This window comes from Chromobacterium haemolyticum (assembly GCF_009936155.1).
In the GTDB taxonomy this organism is placed as follows: domain Bacteria; phylum Pseudomonadota; class Gammaproteobacteria; order Burkholderiales; family Chromobacteriaceae; genus Chromobacterium; species Chromobacterium haemolyticum.
Genome location: NZ_AP019312.1, coordinates 4717731 through 4744086 on the forward strand (window position 1 = coordinate 4717731; position 26356 = coordinate 4744086).

The 26356-nt window shown below is 53.1% G+C and carries 21 protein-coding genes; 5 read left to right on the top strand and 16 right to left on the bottom strand.

Annotation, left to right across the window (positions count from 1 at the left end):
* Positions 1–202 precede the first annotated feature (202 nt).
* Both GYH29_RS21755 and GYH29_RS21760 read right to left on the bottom strand, forming a co-directional pair.
* A complete protein-coding gene (locus GYH29_RS21755; RefSeq protein WP_019100320.1) occupies positions 203–718 on the bottom strand; it encodes a DUF2867 domain-containing protein in 516 nt (171 codons plus the stop codon).
* Entirely contained in the window at positions 708–1352 is a 645-nt protein-coding gene (locus GYH29_RS21760) for a DJ-1/PfpI family protein (RefSeq protein ID WP_048413208.1), read from the bottom strand. Before GYH29_RS21760 ends, GYH29_RS21755 begins: the two co-directional genes overlap by 11 nt.
* A gap of 99 nt (positions 1353–1451) precedes the next feature.
* On the opposite strand from GYH29_RS21760, the gene GYH29_RS21765 reads away from it, so the two are divergent.
* Both GYH29_RS21765 and GYH29_RS21770 read left to right on the top strand, forming a co-directional pair.
* Positions 1452–2006 (top strand): TetR/AcrR family transcriptional regulator, encoded by a 555-nt coding sequence (locus GYH29_RS21765; RefSeq protein ID WP_019100322.1) that lies wholly within the window; start codon positions 1452–1454, stop codon positions 2004–2006.
* A gap of 777 nt (positions 2007–2783) precedes the next feature.
* Positions 2784–4124, top strand: coding sequence for a class I SAM-dependent methyltransferase (locus GYH29_RS21770; protein WP_161524390.1), 1341 nt, complete (start codon positions 2784–2786; stop codon positions 4122–4124).
* Here GYH29_RS21770 and GYH29_RS21775 read toward each other — a convergent pair.
* The 8 genes from GYH29_RS21775 to GYH29_RS21810 all read right to left on the bottom strand — a co-directional run bounded on the left by GYH29_RS21775 (position 4121) and on the right by GYH29_RS21810 (position 15920).
* Complete coding sequence (locus GYH29_RS21775) at positions 4121–5197, bottom strand: hypothetical protein (RefSeq protein WP_161524391.1); 1077 nt, start codon at positions 5195–5197, stop codon at positions 4121–4123. The genes GYH29_RS21770 and GYH29_RS21775 overlap by 4 nt on opposite strands.
* A complete protein-coding gene (locus tag GYH29_RS21780; protein ID WP_161524392.1) occupies positions 5190–5837 on the bottom strand; it encodes a hypothetical protein in 648 nt (215 codons plus the stop codon). Before GYH29_RS21780 ends, GYH29_RS21775 begins: the two co-directional genes overlap by 8 nt.
* Complete coding sequence (locus tag GYH29_RS21785; RefSeq protein WP_161524393.1) at positions 5834–7900, bottom strand: AAA family ATPase; 2067 nt, start codon at positions 7898–7900, stop codon at positions 5834–5836. Before GYH29_RS21785 ends, GYH29_RS21780 begins: the two co-directional genes overlap by 4 nt.
* A gap of 88 nt (positions 7901–7988) precedes the next feature.
* Positions 7989–9596 (bottom strand): hypothetical protein, encoded by a 1608-nt coding sequence (locus tag GYH29_RS21790; protein ID WP_161524394.1) that lies wholly within the window; start codon positions 9594–9596, stop codon positions 7989–7991.
* Positions 9584–11305 carry a TnsD family Tn7-like transposition protein gene (locus tag GYH29_RS21795; protein ID WP_161524395.1) on the bottom strand — a complete coding sequence of 574 codons (1722 nt, stop codon included), beginning with the start codon at positions 11303–11305 and terminating at the stop codon, positions 9584–9586. Before GYH29_RS21795 ends, GYH29_RS21790 begins: the two co-directional genes overlap by 13 nt.
* A 10-nt stretch (positions 11306–11315) precedes the next feature.
* Complete coding sequence (locus tag GYH29_RS21800; RefSeq protein ID WP_161524396.1) at positions 11316–12944, bottom strand: ATP-binding protein; 1629 nt, start codon at positions 12942–12944, stop codon at positions 11316–11318.
* Complete coding sequence (locus GYH29_RS21805) at positions 12937–15078, bottom strand: Mu transposase C-terminal domain-containing protein (RefSeq protein WP_161524397.1); 2142 nt, start codon at positions 15076–15078, stop codon at positions 12937–12939. The genes GYH29_RS21800 and GYH29_RS21805 overlap by 8 nt, the downstream gene beginning before the upstream one ends.
* Positions 15078–15920: a TnsA endonuclease N-terminal domain-containing protein gene (locus GYH29_RS21810; RefSeq protein ID WP_161524398.1), complete on the bottom strand. Its 843-nt coding sequence runs from the start codon at positions 15918–15920 to the stop codon at positions 15078–15080. Before GYH29_RS21810 ends, GYH29_RS21805 begins: the two co-directional genes overlap by 1 nt.
* Before the next feature lie 118 nt (positions 15921–16038).
* On the opposite strand from GYH29_RS21810, the gene GYH29_RS21815 reads away from it, so the two are divergent.
* The 3 genes from GYH29_RS21815 to GYH29_RS21825 all read left to right on the top strand — a co-directional run bounded on the left by GYH29_RS21815 (position 16039) and on the right by GYH29_RS21825 (position 19148).
* Positions 16039–16527, top strand: a complete 489-nt coding sequence (locus tag GYH29_RS21815) for a 3'-5' exonuclease family protein (RefSeq protein ID WP_161524399.1) — start codon at positions 16039–16041, stop codon at positions 16525–16527.
* Positions 16505–18382 (top strand): hypothetical protein, encoded by a 1878-nt coding sequence (locus GYH29_RS21820; protein WP_161524400.1) that lies wholly within the window; start codon positions 16505–16507, stop codon positions 18380–18382. The genes GYH29_RS21815 and GYH29_RS21820 overlap by 23 nt, the downstream gene beginning before the upstream one ends.
* A gap of 97 nt (positions 18383–18479) precedes the next feature.
* A complete protein-coding gene (locus tag GYH29_RS21825; RefSeq protein WP_161524401.1) occupies positions 18480–19148 on the top strand; it encodes a hypothetical protein in 669 nt (222 codons plus the stop codon).
* Positions 19149–19366: 218 nt separating this feature from the next.
* On the opposite strand, the gene glmS is transcribed toward GYH29_RS21825, so the two are convergent.
* The 6 genes from glmS to atpG all read right to left on the bottom strand — a co-directional run bounded on the left by glmS (position 19367) and on the right by atpG (position 26343).
* Positions 19367–21196: a glutamine--fructose-6-phosphate transaminase (isomerizing) gene (glmS, locus tag GYH29_RS21830; RefSeq protein ID WP_107800953.1), complete on the bottom strand. Its 1830-nt coding sequence runs from the start codon at positions 21194–21196 to the stop codon at positions 19367–19369.
* Positions 21196–21987 (bottom strand): DeoR/GlpR family DNA-binding transcription regulator, encoded by a 792-nt coding sequence (locus GYH29_RS21835; RefSeq protein ID WP_048413207.1) that lies wholly within the window; start codon positions 21985–21987, stop codon positions 21196–21198. The genes glmS and GYH29_RS21835 overlap by 1 nt, the downstream gene beginning before the upstream one ends.
* A gap of 174 nt (positions 21988–22161) precedes the next feature.
* The gene (gene glmU, locus GYH29_RS21840; RefSeq protein ID WP_043589591.1) at positions 22162–23529 is read right to left on the bottom strand and encodes a bifunctional UDP-N-acetylglucosamine diphosphorylase/glucosamine-1-phosphate N-acetyltransferase GlmU; all 1368 of its coding nucleotides are present in this window, start codon (positions 23527–23529) and stop codon (positions 22162–22164) included.
* Positions 23530–23603: 74 nt separating this feature from the next.
* On the bottom strand, positions 23604–24026 hold the full coding sequence (locus tag GYH29_RS21845; protein WP_019103740.1) for a F0F1 ATP synthase subunit epsilon: 423 nt from the start codon (positions 24024–24026) through the stop codon (positions 23604–23606).
* An 11-nt stretch (positions 24027–24037) separates the two neighbouring features.
* Positions 24038–25435, bottom strand: a complete 1398-nt coding sequence (gene atpD / locus GYH29_RS21850) for a F0F1 ATP synthase subunit beta (RefSeq protein ID WP_019103741.1) — start codon at positions 25433–25435, stop codon at positions 24038–24040.
* A 41-nt stretch (positions 25436–25476) separates the two neighbouring features.
* Positions 25477–26343 (bottom strand): F0F1 ATP synthase subunit gamma, encoded by an 867-nt coding sequence (atpG, locus tag GYH29_RS21855; RefSeq protein WP_043589590.1) that lies wholly within the window; start codon positions 26341–26343, stop codon positions 25477–25479.
* Positions 26344–26356 lie beyond the last annotated feature (13 nt).

Below are 26356 nucleotides of genomic sequence, written 5' to 3' on the forward strand. Positions count from 1 at the left end.
TGCAATGAAAAGAGGCCTGAAAGGGCCTCTTTTCATTTGAGTTGGCTTGGTTTGATGATTCGCAAGGATGGGAATCGAAGGGGACTTTCGTCCGCCAAACCAGCGCCATGGCAAGTGGATGGACGATGGCTGGCTCACCGCAGATTTCAGACACCGCCCTCCTTCACCCGGCCTATCGAAGCCGGGGCCGTCCACATTGCGTTCAGACAGCACGTCGTGCGGCCTGCTCCAGACTAGTCCTAGCGATTACACGGTGAAATGGCGTGATTGCCGCGAGGTACGTCCGCCCCAGTAAGTTATGGCAATGCACAACAGACACCACGACGAGTTCCCTGCCGCCTGCCGCGCCAGCGCGCTGCTGGATCGAGAGCCGGAAATCGAGATGCCGATCGTCCTCGCCCATCACCAGTTCCCCGGCGCTCTTCGACAGTAATGGAAAGAAACCGATCACCGGCCCCCGCGCCGCCGCAGCAAGACCGACTGCACGAGACGATTTGACGCCGACTGGCGCCATAATCATGTCCCGTACCCGCGTCAGCGCGCGAATCCACCATGCCTGCCGCTCAAATCCAGCGCGCGCCAATATTTCAAGATCGTCGCTGGCTCCCGCCGGCAACTGAACCGCATAAGCATCCAACAGGTCCGCGCTCCTATACAGCGGCGCCAGGATGCTGTCGGAGGGCACCGGTATCGCATAAGCTTTATGGTCATTGCTCATCAACTAAGCCCTCCTCCGCTAGTTCCATGCCCTGTCGGATACTGAACCCGATCAGATCCTCGTAGATCTCCCGCTGCCCGGCGGGCAGTAGTGGCCGCAACGTCTCGCGGCGCTTGTCCGCATCGAACATCGACTCCACCAGCCATCCAGCCAGATATAGCGCCGCAAGGCACCCACCGGCTGTGGCAACCTTGCCCCGACACAAAAGCGGCTGTTCAAGCACCTGCAGCCCGAGCTCGAGCAAGCCGTCTTTTGCATCAGGATGCGTCGTGACCCGGCCATCCGGAACCAGTCCGAGCCGCTCGAGAATATAGGCCCCGCCGCAGATCGACCCGATATGCTGTCGTGCCGGATCCAGCTTGAAAGACGGCAGGAAATCAGGGCTGGCGAGTGCAGCCGGTACGCCTTGACGGCCGCTCACGAACAAGACCGCGTCGGCTTGATTGGCATCCGATAGCGGCCCGTGTGGACACACGGTCAATCCGTGCGCGGAGGACAAGCCCTGATGCGCGCCGACGATCCGGACGCGCCAGTCTCCAGTGTTGCGACCCAGAATGTCCCACATCAAAAAGAGGTCAATGTCGGTGAACTGGTCGAATGCCACGAGAACAATATCTTTCACGATGATCTCCATGAGAATTAGCGCCACGCATTACGCGAATGACATAACATGCTAAAAAATTCATCGTACAAATTTTTCCCATGACATACACAGCCTGTATGGAGCACGCCGATGCGCACACTGAATAGACACGACTGGGTCGAAGCGGGCTTCGACACCCTCGACAAAGTTGGTTATGAAGGCATTTCTGCAGAGAGCCTCGCGCGTCGGCTGAACGTGACACGGGGATCGTTCTATCACCACTTCCGCAACCGGGAAGACTTCGTCCGAACGCTGTTGACCACATGGGAAGACGAGCATGCGGATCGCATGCTCTGCTACGCGGCCAACAGTCGTGGCGTGGGCGAGACCCTGAAGCGCTACCTGAGCATCGCGGCAAAGAAAAGAGCCGGATGCGAAGTGGCGATCCGTGCATGGTCCTTGCACGACCCACTGGTGGCAGAGTTCCAGCAGCGCGTCGATGCAAAGCGTCTGGCGTTTGCGATTGAAACCTCTCGCCGATTGGCGCTCTTCCCTGGTGAAGCCGAGATGATGGGCCTGGCCGCACACCTATGTCTCATTGGAGGCCAGCAGGCCGGACTGAGGCGCGATGCCGAACAGTTCAACCACTTCGTGCAGCGTGCGTTTTCGTTCCTTGAAAAAATGCATTTTCACCGGCGTGCGTGAGGTTTGCGGTGTGCGCCGCCTACACCTCCAGAGCAGTCCAAAAACCTGGACTCACATCCTGATCTGCCCCCACGAGCCATATCAGGTTCTTGCGCATCTCAAAACCAAGCCATCTCAAACGAAAAGAGGCCCTACCGGGCCTCTTTGTTTAACGCTGCTCGTGACGAACCATCATTTCGTCGTAACAGACTTTATTCTTTCCGATCACTAGTTGTACCAGAACAATAAATATCTATCACAACCCAACTGCAAGTAGCTGACATTTAATTAATTACAAAAAATATCTGCAAATATACTTGCATCTTGTAACAGCTATTGCCAAGAAGAAATATCTGTTTAGGCGACAATAAAGTTTGATAGTGAAGCCCTACAGTTTAGTTTTTAGTGGGAACCTTAGCACTCCGGAGAGCTAATAATGAAAGAGCATCAACTACGTCCATCTCAACAGTTGGAGACTTTGGCAAGAAAGGCTTCCCGTAGCCAGTCAAGATCCAATGCAAATTGGGGGTTGCCACTCCATCAACAGTCATCAGTCCCAACAGAGCCAATCGTTCTGTATCAACAAAAGCTTGACATCTACGCACCTTGCCCAAGGTCGCTTGATTTGAATACCCAAGAGCTTCGCTTAGCCTAACATCCCGGCGCTCAAGCAAATCAATGACCACGGAGAAGCGAATGCACATCTCGCGCATCAACAGTGGGTTTTTTTTAGGTCTTGTCACATCAAAAAAGACAAATTAGGTTATAATATGATCAATCATATCATTAAATGACGCCATGAGAAATCACCCGGAAAATTACCTGCATGCACTGCAACAACACCTTGCAGTAGCCCCCGAAGTGACAAGCGAAACGGCTAGAGAAAAAGAGGGGATTGACCTCTCGAAAAGCAGTGAGACAATCACCACTAATCAGCAAGGTAAAATTACAGCCTTCCAAAGATGGTTTAGCTTCAAAGAAGCATTTTCACCTGCATTTGTTATTGGGGCCATAGAAGGACTCGGCTATACCCCAGAACATATTATTGATCCTTTCGGAGGGTCAGGAACAACTGCACTCACAGCGCAGCTACTTGGAATTCAGGCTACTACCATCGAAGTTAATCCATTCTTGGCTGACCTGATTTCGGCAAAAGTAACCTCTGTTACATCTGAACAGCTGCGAACAGCTATTGCAGACTTTCAGGTAAGGCTTCTTGACACTCCAGTTAATATATTAAGACTATCTCACCTTCCACAGACATTTGTAGAAGATGAATCTAAGGCTCGATGGATTTTTCCGAAAGAGATAGCGAAAAGAATAACTCAATATCTAGATGTTATTGACACATTTAATGACATCACAATTCAACGCTTATTCAAAGTAGCTCTAGGGGCTATCCTTGTACCATGCAGCAATGTCTACATAAATGGGAAAGGCCGCCGATATAGGCGCTCTTGGCAAATAAACCAGTGCAACAAGTCTGATCTAGACTCTCAATTTAGAGATCAATTAAATATTATCTTCGAGGATAGCCTACGCTTCGAAAATAGATCAAACTCATTAATAAATGTTATTCACAACGACTCAAGAGTCGCACTATCATCAATTAATAAAAAAGCCGATTTAATTATATTCTCCCCACCGTACCCAAACTCATTTGACTATACTGACATATATAACATTGAACTTTGGATGCTTGATTATCTTAAGTGCAGCATCGACAATAAAGGACTGCGCAACAATACGATGAGATCGCATGTGCAAGTTAATCGAGGTTACGATTGGCCTCGCACAGCCTCTCCTTCGCTGCAGATGATATACGGTGAACTCGACACAGCAAGAAACCAATTATGGGATCGAAAAATCCCAGACATGATAACAGCATACTTCAAGGACTTGGAAGACATATTAATCCAATGCTACAGATTACTTAATCAAACAGGGAAGGTAATTATTGTTGTCGGCGACTCAAAATATGCTGACGTGCTAATAAATGTAGCGGATGTCCTAAGTGAAATCGCACACGGAATTGGCTTTTCAAGAATAACAAGGACTGAAGTCAGAAAAATGCGAGCCAGCGCACAACAAGGGGGCCGGCACCAATTACGTGAATGGGTCCTGGAGCTTTCTCACTAATCATTTTGCGGTAGTGGATAATTAGCCTTTCTATATGCTTCATGTGATGCTGTTATCCAAAACCGCAATGGTTTAACTTTGTACGCAATACAACCTGCACTTATTGCATTATCCACGTTATCATCATTCTTTTTTCTAAAATCATATAAGCAGAGAAATGCAAGATCTAAAGATTCATCATCTCGGTATGCCGCTGCTTGCTGAATTCCAGAGGACGCCCAATCTATATTATCTTTATCTGATATTGATTTAGCCTTGCCTCCATCTTTTTGTGGCGTAAGATAGCTACGGAGCGTTTTCAATTCTAAAACACTACTTTGATGACCTTCATTTTTCTTTCTAGGTCGAATTGTAATATCTGCACGCCCATTGCCAACATTTTCCTCCTCTTTTACTCTAGCCCTCTCGGCCATCATTGCAGTCAGGAAAGGAAGTAAAGCTGACTGGACCAGGTTTTCTGGTGAGCTTTTAGTAATAAATTTTGGTGCGTCCTTCCACCAGTTCTTATTAGTTATCGCATGATACTCATAGAACCGGTTCAACTGCGTTTCTATGTAATCTTCGTCGATTACAATCGTTAACCCATCTAAAGATACCTCAATTGGCTCTCCATCATTACCTATGCCATCCACCCAATAAAAAATTGCACTTTGTGTCAGTACAATAGTTGGTTTTTCTTGTAGTTCACCGCTATAAATTTCATTCTCAATTTCCTCCGTGCTGGACAGTTTCCCTGCCATTACATATCCACCAGTACTAGTACTGGTAACAATCAATGCCCCTGACAGCTCATCGCTAGGGTTGGTACCGATCATAGAGCGCCGAGTCCAGCCAAGCCTTCGCCCTTCTTTTCCACTATTCTCAACATAAACAATAGTAACAGGGGCTGATAATTGTTTATTTTGCGAAGATAACCATTGTACATGTGCCTTTAGTTTGGCAATCCATCCATCCAAGAATGCTGCCAATGAACCTGAATTGGCAACACTCAAGGTCGAGGGAGCTTTTTCTATTACACTACCAATGGCAGAAATATTGGCTCCACCAATCTCAATACTTTCTTGATCACTCATAGATAGCTAATGCCTCATCTAAATATCCACAATAAAGCTGAACTCCATCACGCCTCGCATCCGGCCGAATCTCTGCGATTCTAGAAAGAATATAATCAGCAACTATTCTATTTTTATTCTCATTTTTCCATTCTGAAAAGTCCACAACCTCACCTTCTAGAACCTCATTAGCCCCATAGTTTGCATCTATAGGCCCAATCGCTACTTGAACGCTTAAGAACCGATCAACACAGGCCCCTATCAATTCCTCAAATAACCTTGAGACAAGTAGCATTTCATTACTGCTATTTTTTAATTTTTCTAAATAATCTTCACCAAACATCCCCATCGAATATCTGGCAGAAATATTACCACGGCTTCCATAATCTACTTTATCAATAGAAAGAACTCCACAAAATGCAAGGCGATCTATTTCACGCTGTATGTCCGGGTAAAATGGAAAATTACCTCGCTTTAAAACACGCCCTCTTATTGGGTCAACTGAGTAGTAACTAGCAAGTGTATTTGCCAAATAAAGCAGCACATGCAATTGAGCATTAGGGAGAGGAGCAACCCCAAACCTATCAGCAGCTCCAACACATTGGATAACCCAAGTCTTCCACCTGTTTAACTGTGCCACCATATCAGCGTTTGTTCTCATGAGAAACTTCCTTGAAATCGTTCTGGATATATCGCACGATCTCTCTCAGCTTCGTACGGGGTTCGAAACTCTTCAAGCGCTCTGGTTGGTGCGGCAATTTTTATTAGATCCAAGACATGTTTATAACGCACACCCTCAGGAATGGGGGCCGGATCATCATGACTTTCTAGATCTGTAACCAATGCCTTAAATTTTTGATCCGGGTAAACGCCAAATAGTGCGGGGATCATCAGCTCTCGGTTTACGTTAGAGGATGCTATAAGCCTTGTATTTTTTCGCTCGCCCAAACGTGTAGCAAATCGCCGTAGTAGATCGGCTGCTCGTGGCACAAATACTGAATCCAAGCTTGCCTCAGGTGTCTCAAGAACAATCATACTTGGTTGACTAGGCGCGGCGACCTCTAACAGAGCCATTCTAAAAGCCAAATCAATAAATTCACGCTGCGACTCAGAGACAGACTGGGCTTCAAGTCGAGCCATTTCCCCTTCTCTAAAGACCCCAGAAGTCAATGCAGGGGTAAAGTGAGGAAACGGAAATTTATCACTTTTCAACTGGCCAATTGATCTATCTGTTGTTGTGTAAATCACTTTACAATCTTCAGCTAAAAATCCGCTTATATATTTCGAAAATGCATCTTCAATCAATTTTGAAACAGATTTAACCTCACCATCAATACTTTCAGCTAAAGCTCTGAACTCGATAGACAGTTTATCTCTATCGATTTCTATATTCCGAATCACTCTTTTCAATGCGGCTATTTCATCGGTTGTATTCTGCAATGCATCTCTAACCTCAGGAACGCTTTCCCCTAAATCTTTTATTTGATTTTCCTTATCTGCAATCGACTCAGCTAGAGCCACTCTTTGAGCCGAAACCTTCGAAAACTCTTTCTCAGATTTCTGCAACTCTTGTCGCATAGACCTTATATCATTTTCAGCTACAGCTATTTCATTTCTCTCATGCTCAATATCTTCAGAGGCATAAGGATCATGTGTATGTTCTTCATCACCATGTTCAAGCGGACTGGTACAAACAGGACATACATTGACTTCAAGTTTCCCTCTCACCTTACTAATCGCAGCCTCCCCATCCGCTCCACAAACCAAACAACCAGCTCCTGAGTCGAAGTGAGAGAGAAGGTAACGAGCTGAATCATGTAAACTAGGAAAGAACGACTCATAGAAGCTATCTAACTTTTGAGCCAATACAGAGCGCCTGTCAAAAACTGATCGCTGAGCATTTTCTATTGCTTGACGCAACTCTCCACGCTCTTTGTTTAAAGAGTCATATTGCTCCGCCAAATCGCGCAAGCTATTTTTTTGTTCTTCCAATTGCTTCAATAACATTTCCAACTGACCACCTGCCAAAGTGGCTGCTTTTTGCTTTTTATTCTTTTCATATCTATTTACTACCGAAATAGCATTTCGATATTCGCTGTCCTTGCTAGCCAACTCATTGAATAATGTTACGAAGCGCTCTCTATTCTCGCCATCCCCAAATAGGATGCCAAGCGCCTCCCCTTGTGCTGAGGGGTCCCACACAAGACTTCGACGATCTTCTAGAAAGAAAACTATATATCTAAGCAGAAAAATAAAATCATCGAACCTAGATAAATTCGCAGCCTCTATAATACGAGCACGATACTGATCTTCTCGTGAAGCAGCATCACGCGACACCACTTCTTGCTGGTCGATATATAGCTCAAGAAGGTCTAAGTTCGCCAATGATCGTTTTACATTAAAAAAACTATTACCCAGCCAAAATTCTGATGTGACCGTTGCATTAACGGCATTATCCGGCACTCTGACACGAAACCATGACCTATTGACAGGCACAACACTTCTCTTTGTGCTTCCTAGCTGCTCACCTGATGGATAATCAACAGGCCCAGTCAGGACTCTTAACAAAATATTCAATAATGTGGTCTTTCCCAAACCATTTATCCCAACTATTACATTAACACCAGGTTCAAATATATGCCCTAAGCCAGGACTCTCTTCTGTGCCAACGTAAAGTTTATAATCATCAACATAAACGCTATGAAAATATGGATAATTTATCACTCAATCAAGTCCCTGCATGTATTAATCTAGAAATTCTACGCAATAGCCAAAGTTGATCGATATTACTATAGAATTTTCACTCACAAGATTATTGCGCAAGGAAACCAAGCCGAATACAAAGTATTCTTGCACGCAATCTCAAATAGTTATCTGCTACGGCGACGCTTCGTTTCACAAAAAACCTAGGCAACCGTTTAAATCCACATTGATTCTCAAACTTCAACTCCATGGAGGGATTCCAATGGCCAGCATTCCACACCAACTCATCTAATATAGATTTGATTAAAAGTTCAATATTGACTTCTAGTTGAAGAGCATGAAGGGCTAATGTCGAAAGTGCATGATTACCAGCTCTATCAATATCAAGCAGGACAACTTGAGGCTTGTCGGGCATAGTAAATACAGCAATCAAACAAATCCGTGGTCGCTCCTCCACAATTGAAAATGCCTTTCCAGCTGGAAGCTTGCAGAGGCTCATGGCTATCTGCACATCAGGTAACATCGCGGCCATAAGTTGCACTGCTTTCGCTGTCACTTCTAATGTACCAAGCTGGCTCCACGCAACAGACTCTAGCAATTGTAGATCGACCGGGAGGACATTTGCATTATTTGCCTGCAATCCCAAGCTCGATGGCACAACGGTTGCCCCTGCAGAGGATGGCATAGTATCTGTCGTGTTTCTGCCCTTCTTCGCAACGCGCGGCCTAGCTGAGGACCAAATTTTCTCGATACAAACTTGGTTAGCAAAACCAGCGCCCTTCGGTTGAATCGGCAATACTGGCTGACTCTGGTTAGTCCGAGAACCGCTAGAGCCTTCAATTGCCTTGTACTGCCTACTTCTTCTCCCTCCCACTGTGTTATCGGATCCCGCTGGCTTTGGGCTCTTGAGCATTGCAGGCCTATGCACCATCGCTGGATGAGAAAAAGACAGTGACTTGCACGGCAGCTGCCGCCCAGAGACATGCATCAGCTCTAGTACCAGCCAAGTATCTCCCTGCTGAACTCCACGGAATGTCCAGGAGGAATCAGGAATGTGTGGCGGCATGAAGCTGACATATGGCTTGCCAATAGTAAACCCGTACACGCTCTCCCAGCTCTTGCGTGCCGACTGGTCATACGCCAGCCAGGCAAACTCCTGGACAAAGGCATGACTTAAGAGACGGACCGGCATGTCACTGCTGAAATGGAGCAGCAGCGGAGCCCCCTGCTGGAAGTTCTGCTGCCGATGCAGGGTCATCAGGCTACCTGGTTGCATCAGCGCGTGTGCCAAGGTCTTGTTGTGCACGAACAGGAACCGAATCAACTCGATCGTCGGAACCAGCAGCGTACCAATGTCAGTTTGATAGCGCAGCAAGCGTTGCACCCCGCCTTTACTCTCCCCGAACGGATAAAGCCCAGCAGGCAGGGCATCGGACCCAATCTCTTCGGCGTTCGCCACGTCGGGAACCGTCGCAAAACCCATCACGCCGGCAGACTGGTATTGAAGCAACTGCCCCTTATCAAAACGGGACCCCAGAGTCAGGATAGGTAGGAACCCAATCGGCAAGACATGCATGCGGAAACTCTCTGACTCCGTACCCCTCATCACGACGCGGACTTGCCAGCCCTCTTCTGGATGCCGAAGTAACCCGGCCAGCCAGTACACCTCGAGGGGTTCGGGCTCTCGTTCGAATGTTTCGACGATCAGTCTTTGCATGTGCGCCCCGCGAGCAAACCAAGCAATTCTTCATCTTCAGAATCTGGTAGTACTGGAGGCAACCTCCTGAGCCCGGCTAGCTTCTGCACTCGCCAAGGCATGGGTGCGATGCCTTGCTCCTGCAATCGAGCGATGGCCCACTTCACTCGCCGCCACTGGAAAGCTTCCACCGACTCTACGACCTGACGGATCAGTTCTGCGGTATAAGGTAAACGATGCAGCTTTTTCCCCAAGCAGCCACGCTTACCCTCTAGTCCCTCCAGCCGGGTCAATGTGACCCGTTGCGGCGGATCCATCGCCATAATCGTTTCAGTCCCGGTTCTGATGCGATTGACCCATTCAGCATCCAGGCTAGGCCAATCTTTTTTGCTGGCACCCGCTTCTACGCAACGCTTGGGTCTCCGTTGCAGCGAGGGTTTCTTAGAGGGAGAACGCACGGCCCCTAAAAGTTGCCAAACTGTCTGCAAGCCAAGCCGCCGGCTTTGCCGACGAATGGTATTCGGGTCAACATGCAACTGGCGGGCAATGCTCCTTAAGCTGACGCCACTGGCTGTGGCTGCATGCAACGCGGCATCAAAGGCTCGCCCATAGTCCAACGGCCTGTGGCTCTCGCTGGGCAACCCTTCTTCGCTCAAGTGCCGGCAGTATCGGTAGCCGCAGTCACAGCGAAAGACCCCGATTGTGCGTCCACGATTGCGATGAATGCTGGCCTCGCTGATCAGTAGTTGCCCACAATGGCTCTCGAGTGGATTCAGACACGGCCAAGGCCCTTTGCCAAAGGGGCGTTCGATGGCCGGCAGAAACTCGAGGAGTTGCTGCATCAACAAGTGGCACAGGGGGTGGAGGCTACTGCGGAGCTTCCTACCAAATGCCATAAGCCAAGTATCGAGAGCGCTGCCACTACGGATCCCCGTTATGCGGCGGAATAGCTCATCACTGAAGCACTCGTGGCATCGCAGGGCCAGCTTGGATTGGTCAATCTTATGGTTGCCTCGCAGGAACCCCCGGTCGGCAAGCTTTTCCTGATAAATGCGACTCCACTCTACCGGTGTTCTAGCGGGGGGCACCTCGCTGAGAAGGCGAACGCTACGCCGCGCAAGATCATGCAAGTGATCCCGGTCTGATGTGGTTTCCCCGCCCCAGCAGGGCTCACTGTTCCGGCAGTTTTCTGGGATTGCGGCGATGAACGCATGGCGGTTCTCGCGGCTGAGCGACACCGAGCTCTCTCTCAGCGGCACAGCATGGTCCACACAAACCAGTAACCCTGGCAACTGATGGGATCGCCGCCAGTACAGCTCCCCGTAGTCTCCCCCCATCTGAAGCAGGCACTCTGGACAGAAGCGCAGTACGTTCGCCACCGGCACCCGGGAGGCCGCCAGCCCCAGCTTCAAATACAGCCCCGATGTCCCCCTCGCCTCCATCGCCAGCCTCGCGTAACCTCGGCGCACCTCATCGGCAAAAGCAAGGAAGTAGGGATACAAGGTCAGCTCCATGAGCACACGGACCCGACTTAAGTCCCGTGAGGCGGGTATACGCTGTACCAGCAGTTCCAGATGACCAGGTAGGTCATGCCTGGCGATCACGCGGCGATCGCCGAACAGGTCGTCCAGCGTCTGCTTTGGGCTGGTTGACCCGGTATGGCGGTGATAGCGTGCCAGCACGCTGTAGAGCAGCTCGTCGGGGTAGATTTGCGGAAAGTAAGTCAGCATGGGACTTGCCCTATGCCGCGAAGTCGGCCGAAGGGGCCTTGATCACCCCTACCTTGTAGAGGGCCTCGTAAGCACTAAGGCCGGCTTGCTTACCCTCCTCGGTAATGCGGCGTAAGTCTTTTTCATGCAGCGATCCTGCGGGTTGGGCCTTCGGGCGCTTGGGCTTGGGCTTTGGCTTGGTTGGCACCGGGACCGCCCCCTGATGCCACTGGGTAAGGATTACACCGACCAAGGCTCGGGGGTCACCAGCAGGATTGGCCGCCAGCGCATCGTCGGTGAACATTCGGGCAACGCTAGCCTCCATACCCAAGTCGGAGAGCACTCTCACCATGGTATCGCGTGGTCCATTCAACACAGGGACCGGAACACAGTTTGCTGGGGGCCGCACGGAGGGAGATATCTGCAACGTCCAGGTATCGAAGAGCCTCTGGACGTGCTCGTGCAGGGGAAGCAGGTCGTCAAACTCGCTCAACGCTTTCAGGTTGCCGGACTTCAGTGCCGCCATCATTGGGGCGATGATCTGAAAGTGTTGCTTGGCGACATGGCGGATCATCGCGGCATCGATGCGCTCGGGCCTGTTCCTGACCGCACGCATTTGGATCACGTACTTTTGCGTCAGCATGAACAGGTTGATGACAACGTCGACGATACCCTGGCTTTCCTCATATAACGCGGTCAGTATCTCGCCATCCAGCGGAGTGAACTCACGGGTCCATTGCAATTGCCACATCTTCTGGATGAAATAGTCCCAGCTAGCGTTTTGCGGCATACGCTCCCACACCATGGATCCTAGGCCACTTGCCCGCCGAGCCTGGCGAAAGTCCTTCTGTAACAACGGCAACGCGCTCAAGGTGCCGATAAAGATGACCGGGATGGCTACGATATTGACCATGCGAACCAGAAAGGTCATCAGGTCATGGGCGTTGATTCCACTGGCCTCCTGAATATTCTGAATTTCGTCGATCACCAGCACCCCTATGGCATGGAGGCTGGCTACCTGCGCCATGTGCACCAGCATTACACCGGCAGAGATTCCATCCCGACCGTACTTGGCTAGGTAGTTCGTCCCAAGCAAGCGGTCGACCTCTGCAAAAAAGCTAATGCACAGGTCCTTATGTGATCCCCGCGAAGGGCAATCCAGTTTCAGCCAAACGATCTGGTGCAGGCTGAACGGCTCGTTGTGGTAGATCACTTGTGGGTACAGCGACAGGACCCGCTCCATGGACTTGGTCTTGCCGACTCCGGAGCATCCTACCAAGGCAAAGCTTGCGGCGGTATTACTAACCTGCTGGCTACCGGGGCTCAAGTCCTTCTTCTCGATCCGCTCGTAGTTGTTCTGCAAGTGCCGCAAGTAGTCGCCGCTGTTGGGGTTCCTACCGACATAGCCTTGGCGCAGCAGCATGGCAAAATGTTGCTCGAGAGCCAGGTGATGCTCCAGCGGCTCGAAGAAACGCTTTAACCGCAGCAGGCAATGTGCCCGGATATGGTCGGGGTACTGGCGTTCGACTTCGTCATATATCGCAGGCACCGAGAGTGCGCGGATGCTGGCTGCCGTCGTCAGGATAGGAGGCAGTTGGGCAATGAACGGGTTGTCCCGGTACTCGGGAAGCCAGAGATAATCGTCGTTGGCTTCAGTCATCTTGCCCCCCGTCATTTTTCAGACTGCCCAGTATCTCGGTAATGTCCGGCACGGCCAGGTCTTCAGGTGCATCAGGCCGTAGAGGAATGACCTTGGCGGGTTCCGGCATACCGGGGGCTGCGTGCATGAAACGCTCACGTTCCCGCATGGCCTGCTTCTCTTCAGCACGGTTCTGGCGGATCTTGCTGGTACGTTGCTTGTTGGATTCTGACGAGCCAGGCTTCTGCGCTTCGGCATCGGCCACTATCGACTCGATGCGGGATGCCAAGTCGGCTGTTGCCTGATATTGCTTTTGCTTGCCACTATTTGCCTGCTGAGCTTCCAGCTCCTGTCGCTGGGCACATTCCCAGACAGACATGCCCTTGTCGGCACGGCTCCGATCTGTCAGGTAACACACCTGATACCCCGCCGTTGCATCGGGATCGTGCAGGTAGATCTCGTCTTTAAACCGGGGATCATAGGAAATTTCTACGCTCCAGCGGCCTCGCTGGCGAGCAATGTCAAACCAGTGTGCCTCGATGGCTTTGGCACAGCTGTAGTAACTGCCGAGGAACTTCAATCCGTAAGTAGTCACCGTCGCTGTGCCTACCGGCAGCAGGCAGAAGCGAACCCTATCTTCCGGCCAACGCCTGAGGGCCCCGTTGCAGTTGGCAATACCCCATTCCCACAGGTCGATAGGGATGGCAGGCACATCATCCTGAATCATCTGCCGAGTCCGGTCATACCTCTCCAGCAAGTGCGAGTTGTTGTAGTACAGAACACACTCGATGATCACTTGGGTGAACTGGTCAATGTCGAGCGTGGCATCCAGCCGGTAATCTCGGCCGCCGCGCTGAGCGTAATCGGTTTCAATATAGCCAGGGGTGTACGCCTTGAACTTTGCCGGAAGGAGGTGGAAGCGCTGCTCTACAATGCCCTTCCAGTCTGCGCGGTAAGGCGCGGTATTCTCAACGATGACGGCAAAGTTGTTGATCAGACTTTCAATGTAACGGGACTCGATTTCGCCACGGTCTCCCAACAAGATTCCGGGAAGGAAGTGACATGGCCAATCGGCTTCGCCGATCTCTATGTTGAACTGCTGGCAGAACGCCACCTTGTCGCCGGCGGTATTGGCCAGTGCCATCATCGCCCCGACCCAGGACGGCCCCTCCAGCCCCACGTAGATGCCCACGATCATCCGGCTGAAAACGTCGATCACCACGTACAGCACGGGCCGACCGATGATCCTGCTACGGTTGCATCGTGACAGCAGGTAGACATCGGCGATGGTGGCATCGATTTGGAAACGAGATCCAGGCCCACTGACTTCGGCGGTAGAGGTTCCAAGCAAGCCGCGCATGTCTTTATCATAGACACGTGGTGTACGGCGCTTTCTCTCAATCCCTTGCCGGCCTTCTTTTTCCAGCCAGTAACTAAATTGGCGCAGAGTAGGCAACCCATCCGGCGAGGTATCGACGTGGGACACCTGGCCGGTGTCGGGGTCGATCACCTTGGTAAAATAGAACTCCTTCAACATATCCTGGTACGTTGAATGAATAGTGAAGCGCTTGTTCTTGAGATAGTTGCGCTGCAAGGCAATCCGAAAGATTGATAGGTCTCCCTCGGCCAAGCCTCTACCTGAAGAGGTCCCATACTTTCGAGGACGGCCAAGCTTTTTGCCTGTCCCAATACGAGACTTTCCCTTGCCCCCTGACTTTATGTAGTCTGGGAGAAGTGCATTAGGCGTTTGCCCACGTTGCCAGTAGCGGCGTAGATAGCCGTAAAGCGTGCGATGAGTTGCAAGCCCTTCTGCAACCACCGCGGCTACCAAGGGGCCTCGCTTCGATCTGTCAAAGATCGCTGGCGTCTTGTTCACTAGCGGTGATATGAGCCCCCACGCTTTGTCGCGTACTGCTTTTTGCTTTTCACTCCTCTCCTGTCCCACGGGGAGAAACGGATCCGCATCCATCAGCAGTGCCCGCCGCTCGGAGAGGTCCGCAAGCAAGGCCTTGTATTCCCGCATAACGGGCAACGCAGTAGGGGAGTGAACGTCTATGACGAAGGCGATGGACTTTGCCGGGTGGATCCACAGGACACGCAAAATCAAGGGTTCGCCAGCGGCCGAATAAGACAGCAGATCATTGGCCAGAATCATCACGCACTCCTGGACTGACCAGAGTGAACAGGGGCTGCCATCCTGAGCGTGGATACCGCAGCGAGAGAGTCAAACTCTCGATCGAGATCCATGACCAACTGCTTGTTGGCTAGCAGGAAACGTATCACCGTCAGCCCTTCGCCAGACTGAAAGCCATGAGTCTGCTCCAGCCAGCGGCAGAAGCCCTTGATTGCCATAGAGCCAGCAGAATGCCAGTTTTCACGGACTACCCTTACTCGATCCTGCCAATACCCCTCGTAAGGCACCTGCGTACCATCAAGCGAACGCATTGGGTGCAACCATTGCAAGTTTTGGACCCGTTCTGCGGGTAGCTCGACATCAGTCACCACGCCCCAGTCTACTTTCTGCAACTCCCAGTACCGGCGCTCGATCTCGAATTTCTCTATCACTCTTTTGTCATCGAGCTCGGCAAGGGGCTTGGACGTTCGAGCAATGACCCGTTTGCCTGACGCATCAGACACATCCACGACAAAGTCCGTGGTCATAACAAGATCAATCTGGGTCTGGGTATCGCGTGGATGCGAAACACCAATGTCGGTAGCAATCTGGCGGGTGATCTCCCGATCGAGGGGAAACTGCTCTCTTATGTCGACAACCGAGTCCTCCCAATCAAACATCAGGAACAAGCCGGTCTCGCCATCTGACAGCAGGTGATGGATGCGGGCAGTTTTCCATCCTGATATGCGGCTGACCCTGCCACTTGAAGGGACATCCTGAATGGTCAACCACGGTTTGTGAGCCGCAAGCTGCCCGGCACCCCTACCCTCTGCAAGGTAACGCTGTATCTTGGCTTCATCGAAGCCATAACGCCGCTTAGCCATATTTTCCCTACTCGCATCACCCACTCATCATAACTCTGGCATTTGTCGCGTTACAATGGAGTGATTGCTTAGCTGGCAAAGCTGCACATGACAGCCACCATTAGCCAGGGAGAAGCCAATGCTACTTTTTCTTGATACAGAATTTACGGACTTTACTGAACGCGAGCTAATCAGCATCGGGATGGTCAGTGAAGACGGACGACATGAGCTCTATCTTGAGATCCAAGACTTCGACCGCGACAAGTGTAACCCCTTCGTACGGCAGACCGTTTGGGCTGAGCTAGGCCAGATCTCCGGAGCAACCGTAAAACGGTCGGAAGTAGCTGAACGCATACGTCAATGGTTTGTAACGCTACCACGCAGCGTGAGAATTGCCAGCGACTCACAGCACGACAGGGAGCTGCTTGCAGATGCGTTAGGAGGGGAATGGCCAAAAAATCTGGCTGGATGGCTCGATCTCCGGCCAATGATTGATACCACCGTGTTCCATCAAGCTGTTGAGCGTTACCACGCACCAGAGCAACCATGGCATCACGCTTTGTACGATGCCCGAGCACATCGCGCTGGTTGGTTAGCCTGGATGGATGAACGGAAGAATCAGGACTGAGAACCACCAATCAGTCACACACGAAGAGAGCTTACTGAAAGAAAATGAATTTATGCCGATTACAACTTCATTAGTTTCACCATTCGCTAGTTTTATTGTTGCCTACGCAAATACTCAGAATCAAGATCCAAATAATCTTGTTGCAAATATTAAATCCGCCATACAACCTATAAACGGACAATGGATTGCTGACGTAAACCTACATCCACCGGCTACTGTTGGCGTGGGAAATACATTTGCTTTTCACCTAACAGAAGATCGTGAAGCTGCTTGGGGTGGACAAAACCAAGTACTAGATAGGTTAAACCACCTACTTGCTTGTTTCATTTCAGGACGCTTCGCTGCAATTTATATTAGCGACGCTGATCTAAAATCCGGCATCCATGATGCACTTGCTACAGGTGCAATTACTGGATGGAGTCCTGTTGATGAATCTATTCTAGTCCATGCATACATCTTTGGAAATCCATTGCGAACCCTTTGGCTTGGCGGCACCCATAGAAATGTCACAGTTAAGCCTAACAGTAAAATTCTGAGTGGAGAAAACCTTACCGATGCTATCGATCCATTTGGTGACTCAACATTTGTTCCGGGTGCTGTCCGCTCTTCAACGGCAGGCGTTAGTCTAAAACGAAGCGGTGTCTGGTTTGGACCAAAAAAAAATTGGCACGCATTTTCTACGAGTGCGTCCAACTTGATTCAACAATTAGCAATAGCTCAAGCAAATGTATCGATTGCAAGCTCTGTAGTTCACCAAGGACTTGCTCGCAATGTTCATGATTTTTCCTCAGTAGGTCCTGCTTACCATGTCGAATGGGCAGAACCAGATACTCTTAAAGGAGTACGCCGCGCAAGGAAGCTTGCATTGCTACGTGAGGAATATCAAATTGCATTAGGAACTCAGCCCGTACCACATAACAAAGATGCAAGTATTAATATTACTCACACCCCATCAAATACCACGACTACATTAACGATTTCACCCAAGATAGTATCAAAACACGTCGCATTTGATATTACAGGGCCGATAACACAAAATTTTCAAGCATGGGAAAATGCTATAAAAAGTGATGCTGAATTAATCCGCATCTTCTATGATAGCGGCCATACAATTACAAATGCCACTCTAAGCCTCTCCACCGTGCAAGATAGAAATTTTTCATTCTCATTTCATGATTTTTCACCACAAGGCTTTTCCTACAATGTAGCCATGGAAAAGCCTCCTGGAAATCCGCCACCACTAAATCATATGTTTACCATTGCGGATGTAAGTCTATTCAAATGGGTATTTAAAGAAGGGCTAACCCAACTTGCAATCCCACTACCTTCGCCAGGCCAATGCTGGTTATATTGCGATGACAGATCAGGAGAGGTTGCTGACTTCATTCATGTGCACAAACTACCTGGCACAGTTCCCAAAATCACATTAATCCACGTCAAGGGCGCAAACAGTTGCTCCGCTAACAGGCAAGTTTCTCCAGGGGCTTATGAGCTTGTTACAGCTCAAGCTATGAAGAATTTACGGCGGATTTTTTCTTCAGAGATTCTTGATGCAATCAAAAAATGTGTCACCACTAACGGAAATGGAAGAGTATGGGACCAACCTTGGGCCATTGGACTACAATCAGGACCTGCCACACCGAATGACTTACTCGCAGCATTAGATGCTATCACTACCAATTGCACTTATGAGGTAATAATCGTTCAACCTCATGTTTTGCAATCCAAATACATAGTTAATGGCACACAAAGCACGAGCACCGGCGCAATACAGTTGCGAAGCCTTTTATTTGGAGCCCAGGCTATGGCGCGGGCAGCTTCTGCTGATTTTCGTGTGATAACAGATCAACGCTAGCATATTCTATGTCAAAATTTGCATTTGCGTAGATAAAATACACGCTGAATGGCTGGACTTAAATTAGAATCATATTAATCCTAAATGGACAATACAGATGGAAAAAGACGAAGAATTGGATGATGCCCTCGCTGAGATTAGCATTATGTCAGAAAAATTTGACGCACTGACTACTCACGTTGACCACCTCATATCTTGGGGAGATTTTTTAGAGCAATCTAAAGAAGATCTTCAAAAAATGAGCGAACGACTTTCATCAATCGAATTGATGGCTGAGAGCTGCATCAAGAATAATGGCGAAATTGATATCGAATTTGGCCTCGGTGTTTGCTGGATCGGTGCAGTGGCAATTTACGAGGGACATCTACACAATCTTTTCTTGAACGCACTATCAGTAAGATCGCTACAGGAGCGAATTTCTCGTTTTTGTGCAGAAAGAATAGAAAATAAAAAACCGCCTCGAAAAGGCATGAAGACCGCAACCCCTGAAGACATTAAAGAGTGGTTGACAGAAAGAACAATAACTGACCCAAGAAAAATAGCGGAAAATTTTGAAGAAATATTTGGCATCAAAACAATGAGGCCTGATGATAAATTATGCGACCACCTTCTCTACATCAGAAATTCATTCACACACAGAGGTGGCGGTCATAAAATTTCAATGAATGATATACTGGAAATGACCAAATATTTAAATAACATTGCCATTATGTACACAACTAGCCTTTTTTCAGAGGTTGACAAAATATTGCAGCAAGATATTTAAAACTGGTACCAACTGAAAGGGTAGTAACACAGTTGGTCAGCCGATGAGTTAGATTGTTCCAGCTAGGCGCTGTGATAGGTGCGGAATATGCAAAAAGATAAAAGCCCGGCAAGGTAGCTTGCCGGGCTTTGTTACATCTTTATTGTCTGAGCTACATCTTTATTGCTTGTGCGAGATATTTATTGTCTGTAAACACTAGTCAACACCAAGCGCAAACCTCACTCCACCGTCACGCTCTTGGCCAGGTTGCGCGGCTTGTCGACGTCGGTGCCGCGCGCCAGCGCCACGTGGTAGGCCAGCATCTGCACCGGGATCGCATGCACCACAGGGCTGAGCACGCCGACATGGCGCGGGGTGCGGATCACGTGCACGCCGTCGGATTCGCTGAAATGGCTGTCCAGATCGGCGAACACGAACAGCTCGCCGCCGCGCGCGCGCACTTCCTGCATATTGGATTTCACCTTTTCCAGCAGCGCGTCATTGGGGGCGATCACCACCACCGGCATATCCTCGTCCACCAGAGCCAGCGGGCCGTGCTTGAGCTCGCCGGCCGGGTAGGCTTCGGCATGGATGTAGGAGATTTCCTTCAGCTTGAGCGCCCCTTCCAGCGCGATGGGGAAATGCAGGCCGCGGCCCAGGAACAACGCATTGTCCTTGGCCGCGAACTTGTCGGCCCAGGCCTTGATCTGCGGCTCCAGGTTCAGGGCGTGCTGCACGCTGCCCGGCAGGTGGCGCAGCTCATCCAGGTAGCGCGCCTCGTCGGCGGCGCTGACCTTGCCGCGCATCTTGCCCAGGGTCACGGCCAGCGCGAACAGGCCCACCAGCTGGGTGGTGAAGGCCTTGGTGGAGGCCACGCCAATCTCCGCGCCGGCGCGGGTGAAGAACACCAGTTCGCTGGCGCGCGGAATCGCGGATTCGCGCACATTGCAGATAGACAACGCGTAGCGGTGGCCCAGTTCCTTGGCGTATTTCAACGCTTCCATGGTGTCCAGCGTCTCGCCGGACTGGGAAATGGTGGTCACCAAGTAGTTGGGGTTGGCCCAGGCACTGCGGTAGCGGTATTCGCTGGCGATTTCCACGTCGCACTGCACGCCGGCTATGGTCTCTATCCAATATTTGGCGGTCAGGCCGGCGTAGTAGCTGGTGCCGCAGGCCAGGATCTTGACGCCTTCCAGTTGCGGCAGCACTTCGCCGGCGCGCTCGCCGAACAGCTCGGGATTGAAGCCGTAGTCCTGCACCGCGTCTATGGTGTCGGACAGCGCCTTGGGCTGTTCGTGGATTTCCTTCTGCATGAAGTGGCTGTAGGGGCCCAGTTCTAGCGAGGCCAGCGACACGTCGGACACATGCACCGGGCGCTGCGCCGGCTGGTCGTCCTTGTCCAGCAGCTCTACGCCGTCGCGGGTCAGCCGGCCGATGTCGCCCTCTTCCAGGAAGATCACTCGGCGGGTGGCGGACACGATGGCGGAAACGTCGGAGGCGATGAAGTTCTCGCCGTCGCCCAAGCCCACCAGCAGCGGGCAGCCCATGCGCGCGCACACCAGTTCGTCCGGGCGGTCCACCGCGATCACGCCGATGGCGTAAGCGCCGGTCAGCTCGCGGCTGGCCCGCTTGACGGCGTCGAACAGGCTGTCGCCGGCCTGGTAGTAGTGATGCACCAGGTGGGCGATGACTTCGGTGTCGGTCTGCGATTCGAAGGCGTAGCCCAGGCCTTTCAGGCGCTCGCGCTGCTCTTCGTGGTTTTCGATGATGCCGTTGTGCACCACGGCGATCTTGCCGAAGGACACGTGCGGGTGAGCGTTGGGCTCGGTGACGCCGCCATGGGTGGCCCAGCGGGTGTGGCCGATGCCGACCTGGCCTTGCAGGCTTTCTTCCGCCGCGGCGTTTTCCATCTCCGCGACGCGGCCGACGCGGCGCACGCGACGGATGGCGTCGCCGGCCAGCACCGCCACGCCGGCGGAGTCGTAGCCGCGATATTCCAGCCGCTTCAGGCCGTCCACCAACACCGGAACCACATTACGCGCCGCGATGGCGCCGACAATGCCGCACATTACTTTCTCCTTGGACTATCAGTGGGCGAGGACGCGCAGATCAGCGCAATGCCCTTCGCCTGAATTTGGGTTCTGGCCTCCGCCGACAAGGCGTCGTCGGTCACCAGGGTATGAATGCGCTCCCACGGCAATTCCAGATTGGGGATGCGCCGGCCTATCTTTTCCGACTCCACCATCACAATGACTTCGCGCGCCACTTCGGCCATCACGCGCGACAGCCCCACCAGCTCGTTGAAGGTGGTGGTGCCGCGCTCAAGGTCTATGCCGTCGGCGCCGATGAACAACTGATCAAAATCATAGGAACGCAGCACCTGCTCCGCCACCTGGCCCTGGAAGGATTCGGAATGCGGATCCCAGGTGCCGCCGGTCATCAGCAGCGTCGGCTCGTTCTCCAGCTCGCGCAGCGCGCCGGCCACGTTCAGGGAATTGGTCATCACCACCAGGCCGCGCTTATTGCCCAGCAGCGGGATCATCGCGCTGGTGGTGGTGCCGCTGTCTATGATCACGCGGTTGTGGTCGCGCAGCCGCTCGGCGGCGGCGCGGGCGATGGCGATCTTTCGTTTTGAAACCTGTTCCGCGTCTTCCTCGACCACCATCTCCGACGGCAAGGACACCGCTCCGCCGTAGCGGCGCAGCAGCAGCCCGCCGGTTTCCAGCAGAGCCAGGTCTTTGCGTATGGTCACTTCGGAGGTGGAGAAACGCTTGGTCAGCTCGTCCACGCTAACTTCGCCGCGTTCCTGCACCAGGGCGGCAATGGCGTGACGGCGTTGCTGAGTATTTCGTTTGGTCATCACAAGTTTCGTTTCGAAAGTTTCGCGATCATAGCAGCGCACCTTCGGCGTTGACAAGCCCCTCGCGCGGAACCGTCGCGCAGCGGCAAGGGGCCGTCGCAAGAATGCCGCCATGAAAAACGGCGCCCATCCTCCAAATCAGGAGAATGGGCGCCGCTTAGCCGGGAAATAGAGTCAGTCGGTCTTTTTCTGAGGCCGCTTCCAGCCTGGCACCGTCACCTGACGCGCGCGCGCCACTGTCAGCTCGCCGGCCGGCGCGGTTCGGCTGATCACCGAGCCGGCGCCTATGGTGCTGTAGGATTCCAGCGTCACCGGCGCCACCATCAGGGTGCCGGAGCCGACGAAGACGTTGTCGCCGATCACGGTCTTGAACTTGTTGACGCCATCGTAATTGCAGGTCACCGAGCCGGCGCCCACATTCACCTTGCTGCCGATCTCGGCGTCGCCGACATAGCTCAGGTGGTTGACCTTGGAGCCTTCGCCGATCACGCTCTTCTTCACTTCGACGAAGTTGCCGATGTGCACATGGCCGGCCAGTTGCGCGCCGGGGCGTAAACGGGCGTAAGGCCCGATCCGACACGCTTCGCCCACCACCGCGTCTTCCAGATGCGAGAACGGCGCGATCTTGGTGCCGGCGGCCACTTTGACATTCTTCAACACGCAATGCGCGCCAATTTCCACCTGCTCGCCCAGTTCCACCTTGCCCTCGAACACGCAGCCAACGTCTATGCTGACGTCCATGCCATGGCTGAGTTCGCCGCGGATGTCGATGCGCGCCGGGTCCGCCAGTGTGACGCCGGCTTCCAACAAGGCCTGCGCCTGGTTTCGCTGCAGGATGCGCTCCAGCTCGGCCAGCTGCACCTTGTTGTTGACGCCGGCGGCCTCCCAGCTGGCGTCGACGCTGGCGCTGTCCACGCTCACGCCGTCCGCCACCGCCAGGGCCAGCACGTCGGTCAGATAGTATTCGCCCTGTGCGTTGCCGTTGTTGAGCGCGGCGAGCCAACCGGCCAGCCGCGCATTGGGCAGGGCCATCATGCCGGTGTTGATTTCACGGATCGCCAGTTGCGCCGGCGTACAGTCCTTGTGCTCGACGATGGCCTGGAGCTTGCCGTCCGCACCGCGCACCATGCGGCCGTAGCCGCTGGCGTCGTCCAGCACATCGGTCAGCACCGCCATGCCCGCGCCGGCGGCATCGGACAAGCGGCGCAGCGTGTCCGCCTTGGTCAGCGGCACATCGCCGTACAGCACCATGGTCTTGCCATCCTTCGGAAGGTGCGGCAAAGCCATCTTCAGCGCGTGGCCGGTGCCCAGCTGCTCGGCCTGCTCCGCCCAGATCAGGTCCGCGTCCGGTATCGCCGCCCGCACCTGTTCGCCGCCGTGGCCATACACCACGATCAGGCGCGCCGGCTTCAGCGCGCGCGCGGTGCGGATCACCCGCGCCAGCATCGGCTCCCCGCCGATGGGGTGCAATACCTTGGGTTTGGAGGAGTACATGCGCTTGCCTTTGCCGGCAGCGAGAATGACGATGCTGAGACTATCCATGGTTTTTCACGAGTCGAAAACGGAAAAAGGCTGCCACTTGCGTGGCAGCCTACTATACACGATTACATCTCTTATCAGTGGGCGCGCTTCTTGAGGAAATCCAGCGCCTTCAACTCCGCGATGGCCACTGCCAGAGCAGCGTGCGCCTTCGCGGTGGAGAGGTCGTCGGTGGCGCGCTTGAGGGAATCCTCCGCAGCGCGTTTTGCCTCATTGGCGCGGGCCTCGTCGAGATCCTCGCCGCGAATCGCCGTATCCGCCAGCACGGTGATCAGGCTGGGCTGCACTTCCATCATGCCGCCAGACACTGCCACCAGAACTTCTTCGCTGCTGCCCGGCACTTTCAGACGCAGCACGCCGGGCTTGATACGGGTCAGGAGCGGCACGTGTTGGGGATACACACCGATCTCGCCTTCGGTAGCCGGCGCAACCACGAATTCAGCTTCGCCGGAGAAGATCATTTGCTCGGTGCTGACCACTTCCACACGCATCTTGGACATCAGCCCTCTCCTTAGTTAAGGGTCTTGGCTTTCTCGGCAGCTTCTTCAATGGAGCCAACCATGTAGAACGCTTGTTCCGGCAGATGGTCGTACTCGCCAGCGAGAATGGCCTTGAAACCCTTGATGGTTTCGCGCAGCGGCACGTATTTGCCCGGCGAGCCGGTAAATACTTCAGCCACGTGGAACGGCTGGGACAGGAAGCGCTGGATCTTACGGGCGCGAGCCACGACCAGTTTGTCTTCCTCGGACAATTCGTCCATACCCAGAATCGCGATGATGTCGCGCAGTTCCTTGTAACGCTGCAGCGTGGACTGCACGCCACGGGCTACCGTGTAGTGCTCGTCGCCCACCACCAGCGGATCCAGCTGGCGCGAAGTGGAGTCGAGCGGATCCACCGCCGGGTAGATACCCAGCGAAGCGATGTCGCGCGACAGAACCACGGTGGCGTCCAAGTGGGCGAAGGTGGTCGCCGGAGACGGGTCGGTCAAGTCATCCGCAGGTACGTATACGGCCTGGATGGACGTAATCGAGCCATCGCGGGTAGAAGTAATACGCTCTTGCAGACGGCCCATTTCTTCCGCCAGCGTCGGCTGATAGCCCACCGCGGAAGGCATACGGCCCAGCAGCGCGGATACTTCGGTACCGGCCAGGGTGTAGCGGTAGATGTTGTCCACGAAGAACAGCACGTCGCGGCCTTTGCCGCTTTCGTCCTTCTCGTCGCGGAAGTGCTCGGCCATGGTCAGACCGGTCAGGGCCACGCGCAGACGGTTGCCCGGCGGCTCGTTCATCTGGCCGTACACCATCGCCACTTTGTCCAGTACGTTGGAGTCCTTCATCTCGTGATAGAAGTCGTTACCTTCACGAGTGCGCTCACCAACGCCGGCAAACACGGACAAACCGGAGTGTGCCTTGGCGATGTTGTTGATCAGTTCCATCATGTTGACGGTCTTGCCCACGCCGGCGCCGCCGAACAGGCCCACTTTGCCGCCCTTGGCGAACGGGCACAGCAGGTCAATCACCTTGATGCCGGTTTCCAGCAGGTCGGTGGCGGGGGAGAGCTCGTCAAACTTCGGAGCGGGCTGGTGGATGGCGCGGCGAACATCGGTCGCTACCGCGCCGGCTTCGTCCACCGGGTTGCCCAAGACATCCATGATGCGGCCCAGGGTGGCGCTGCCCACCGGCACCGAAATCGGTGCGCCGGTGTTGACTACGCTCATGCCACGCTTCAGGCCGTCAGAGCTACCCATGGCGATGGTGCGCGCCACGCCGTCGCCCAGCTGCTGCTGGACTTCGAGCGTCAGGTCGGCATCAACCAGCTTCAGGGCATCATAAACCTTTGGCATGGCGTCGCGCGGGAATTCCACGTCGATCACCGCGCCAATGATTTGTACGATTTTACCTTGGCTCATTATCGGTTCCTAAACATTAAACTTTTTCAGTCTGCGACGGCTTACACCGCTGCGGCGCCTGCCACGATTTCAGACAACTCGGTAGTGATCGCAGCCTGACGAGCCTTGTTGTACACCAGGCGCAGTTGCTTGATCGTGTTACCGGCGTTATCCGTGGCGGATTTCATCGCCACCATGCGGGCAGCTTGCTCGGAGGCCATGTTCTCGGCCATCGCCTCGAACACCACGGACTCGATGTAGCGTTTGACCAGGAACTCCATCACGGAAAGCGCATTCGGCTCGTACAGGTAATCCCACGAGTGCGAGTGCTCCACCACCATGTGTTCCGAAGTCAGCGGCAGCAGCTGTTCAGTCGCCGGCTCCTGCTTCATCGTATTGATGAAACGGGAGTAAACGATGTAGAGCGCGTCCAGTTCGCCTTCGGCGTACTGCTTGAACAGCACCGTAAGCGGGCCAATCAGTTTTTCCATCTTCGGCACATCGCCGAGCTGGGTTGCGCTGGCCACGACGTTGAGGCGCGCGCGCTGGCATGCCGCCAGGCCTTTCTGGCCCAAGCAGCAGACATCGACTTCGATGCCCTTGTCCTGCAGATCCTTGACTTGGGCGAAGAAGCGCTTGAGCGTATTCACGTTCAAGCCGCCGCACAGGCCCTTGTCGGAGGTCATCAGGATGATGCCGGCGCGTTTGACTACGTCGCGGCTTTGCAACAGCGGGTGCTCAAGATCCGTGTTCGCCTGAGCAAGGTGCGCCATGACTGTGCGCACCTTCTCGGCGTAAGGACGGGCAGCGCGCATACGCTCTTGCGTTTTGCGCATCTTGGAGGTCGCCACCATTTGCATTGCGCGAGTGATCTTCTGCGTGTTTTGCACGCTTCGGATCTTGGTGAGAATCTCTTTGCCGACTGCCATATCCTGAACCTTT

Bases quoted from the DNA above. Each gene is read 5' to 3' on its own strand.
- GYH29_RS21755 (WP_019100320.1), bottom strand. From the start codon at position 718: ATGAGCAATGACCATAAAGCTTATGCGATACCGGTGCCCTCCGACAGC.
- GYH29_RS21760 (WP_048413208.1), bottom strand. From the start codon at position 1,352: ATGGAGATCATCGTGAAAGATATTGTTCTCGTGGCATTCGACCAGTTC.
- GYH29_RS21765 (WP_019100322.1), top strand. From the start codon at position 1,452: ATGCGCACACTGAATAGACACGACTGGGTCGAAGCGGGCTTCGACACC.
- GYH29_RS21770 (WP_161524390.1), top strand. From the start codon at position 2,784: ATGAGAAATCACCCGGAAAATTACCTGCATGCACTGCAACAACACCTT.
- GYH29_RS21775 (WP_161524391.1), bottom strand. From the start codon at position 5,197: ATGAGTGATCAAGAAAGTATTGAGATTGGTGGAGCCAATATTTCTGCC.
- GYH29_RS21780 (WP_161524392.1), bottom strand. From the start codon at position 5,837: ATGAGAACAAACGCTGATATGGTGGCACAGTTAAACAGGTGGAAGACT.
- GYH29_RS21790 (WP_161524394.1), bottom strand. From the start codon at position 9,596: ATGCAAAGACTGATCGTCGAAACATTCGAACGAGAGCCCGAACCCCTC.
- GYH29_RS21795 (WP_161524395.1), bottom strand. From the start codon at position 11,305: ATGCTGACTTACTTTCCGCAAATCTACCCCGACGAGCTGCTCTACAGC.
- GYH29_RS21800 (WP_161524396.1), bottom strand. From the start codon at position 12,944: ATGACTGAAGCCAACGACGATTATCTCTGGCTTCCCGAGTACCGGGAC.
- GYH29_RS21805 (WP_161524397.1), bottom strand. From the start codon at position 15,078: ATGATTCTGGCCAATGATCTGCTGTCTTATTCGGCCGCTGGCGAACCC.
- GYH29_RS21810 (WP_161524398.1), bottom strand. From the start codon at position 15,920: ATGGCTAAGCGGCGTTATGGCTTCGATGAAGCCAAGATACAGCGTTAC.
- GYH29_RS21815 (WP_161524399.1), top strand. From the start codon at position 16,039: ATGCTACTTTTTCTTGATACAGAATTTACGGACTTTACTGAACGCGAG.
- GYH29_RS21820 (WP_161524400.1), top strand. From the start codon at position 16,505: ATGAACGGAAGAATCAGGACTGAGAACCACCAATCAGTCACACACGAA.
- GYH29_RS21825 (WP_161524401.1), top strand. From the start codon at position 18,480: ATGGAAAAAGACGAAGAATTGGATGATGCCCTCGCTGAGATTAGCATT.
- glmS (WP_107800953.1), bottom strand. From the start codon at position 21,196: ATGTGCGGCATTGTCGGCGCCATCGCGGCGCGTAATGTGGTTCCGGTG.
- GYH29_RS21835 (WP_048413207.1), bottom strand. From the start codon at position 21,987: ATGACCAAACGAAATACTCAGCAACGCCGTCACGCCATTGCCGCCCTG.
- glmU (WP_043589591.1), bottom strand. From the start codon at position 23,529: ATGGATAGTCTCAGCATCGTCATTCTCGCTGCCGGCAAAGGCAAGCGC.
- GYH29_RS21845 (WP_019103740.1), bottom strand. From the start codon at position 24,026: ATGTCCAAGATGCGTGTGGAAGTGGTCAGCACCGAGCAAATGATCTTC.
- atpD (WP_019103741.1), bottom strand. From the start codon at position 25,435: ATGAGCCAAGGTAAAATCGTACAAATCATTGGCGCGGTGATCGACGTG.
- atpG (WP_043589590.1), bottom strand. From the start codon at position 26,343: ATGGCAGTCGGCAAAGAGATTCTCACCAAGATCCGAAGCGTGCAAAAC.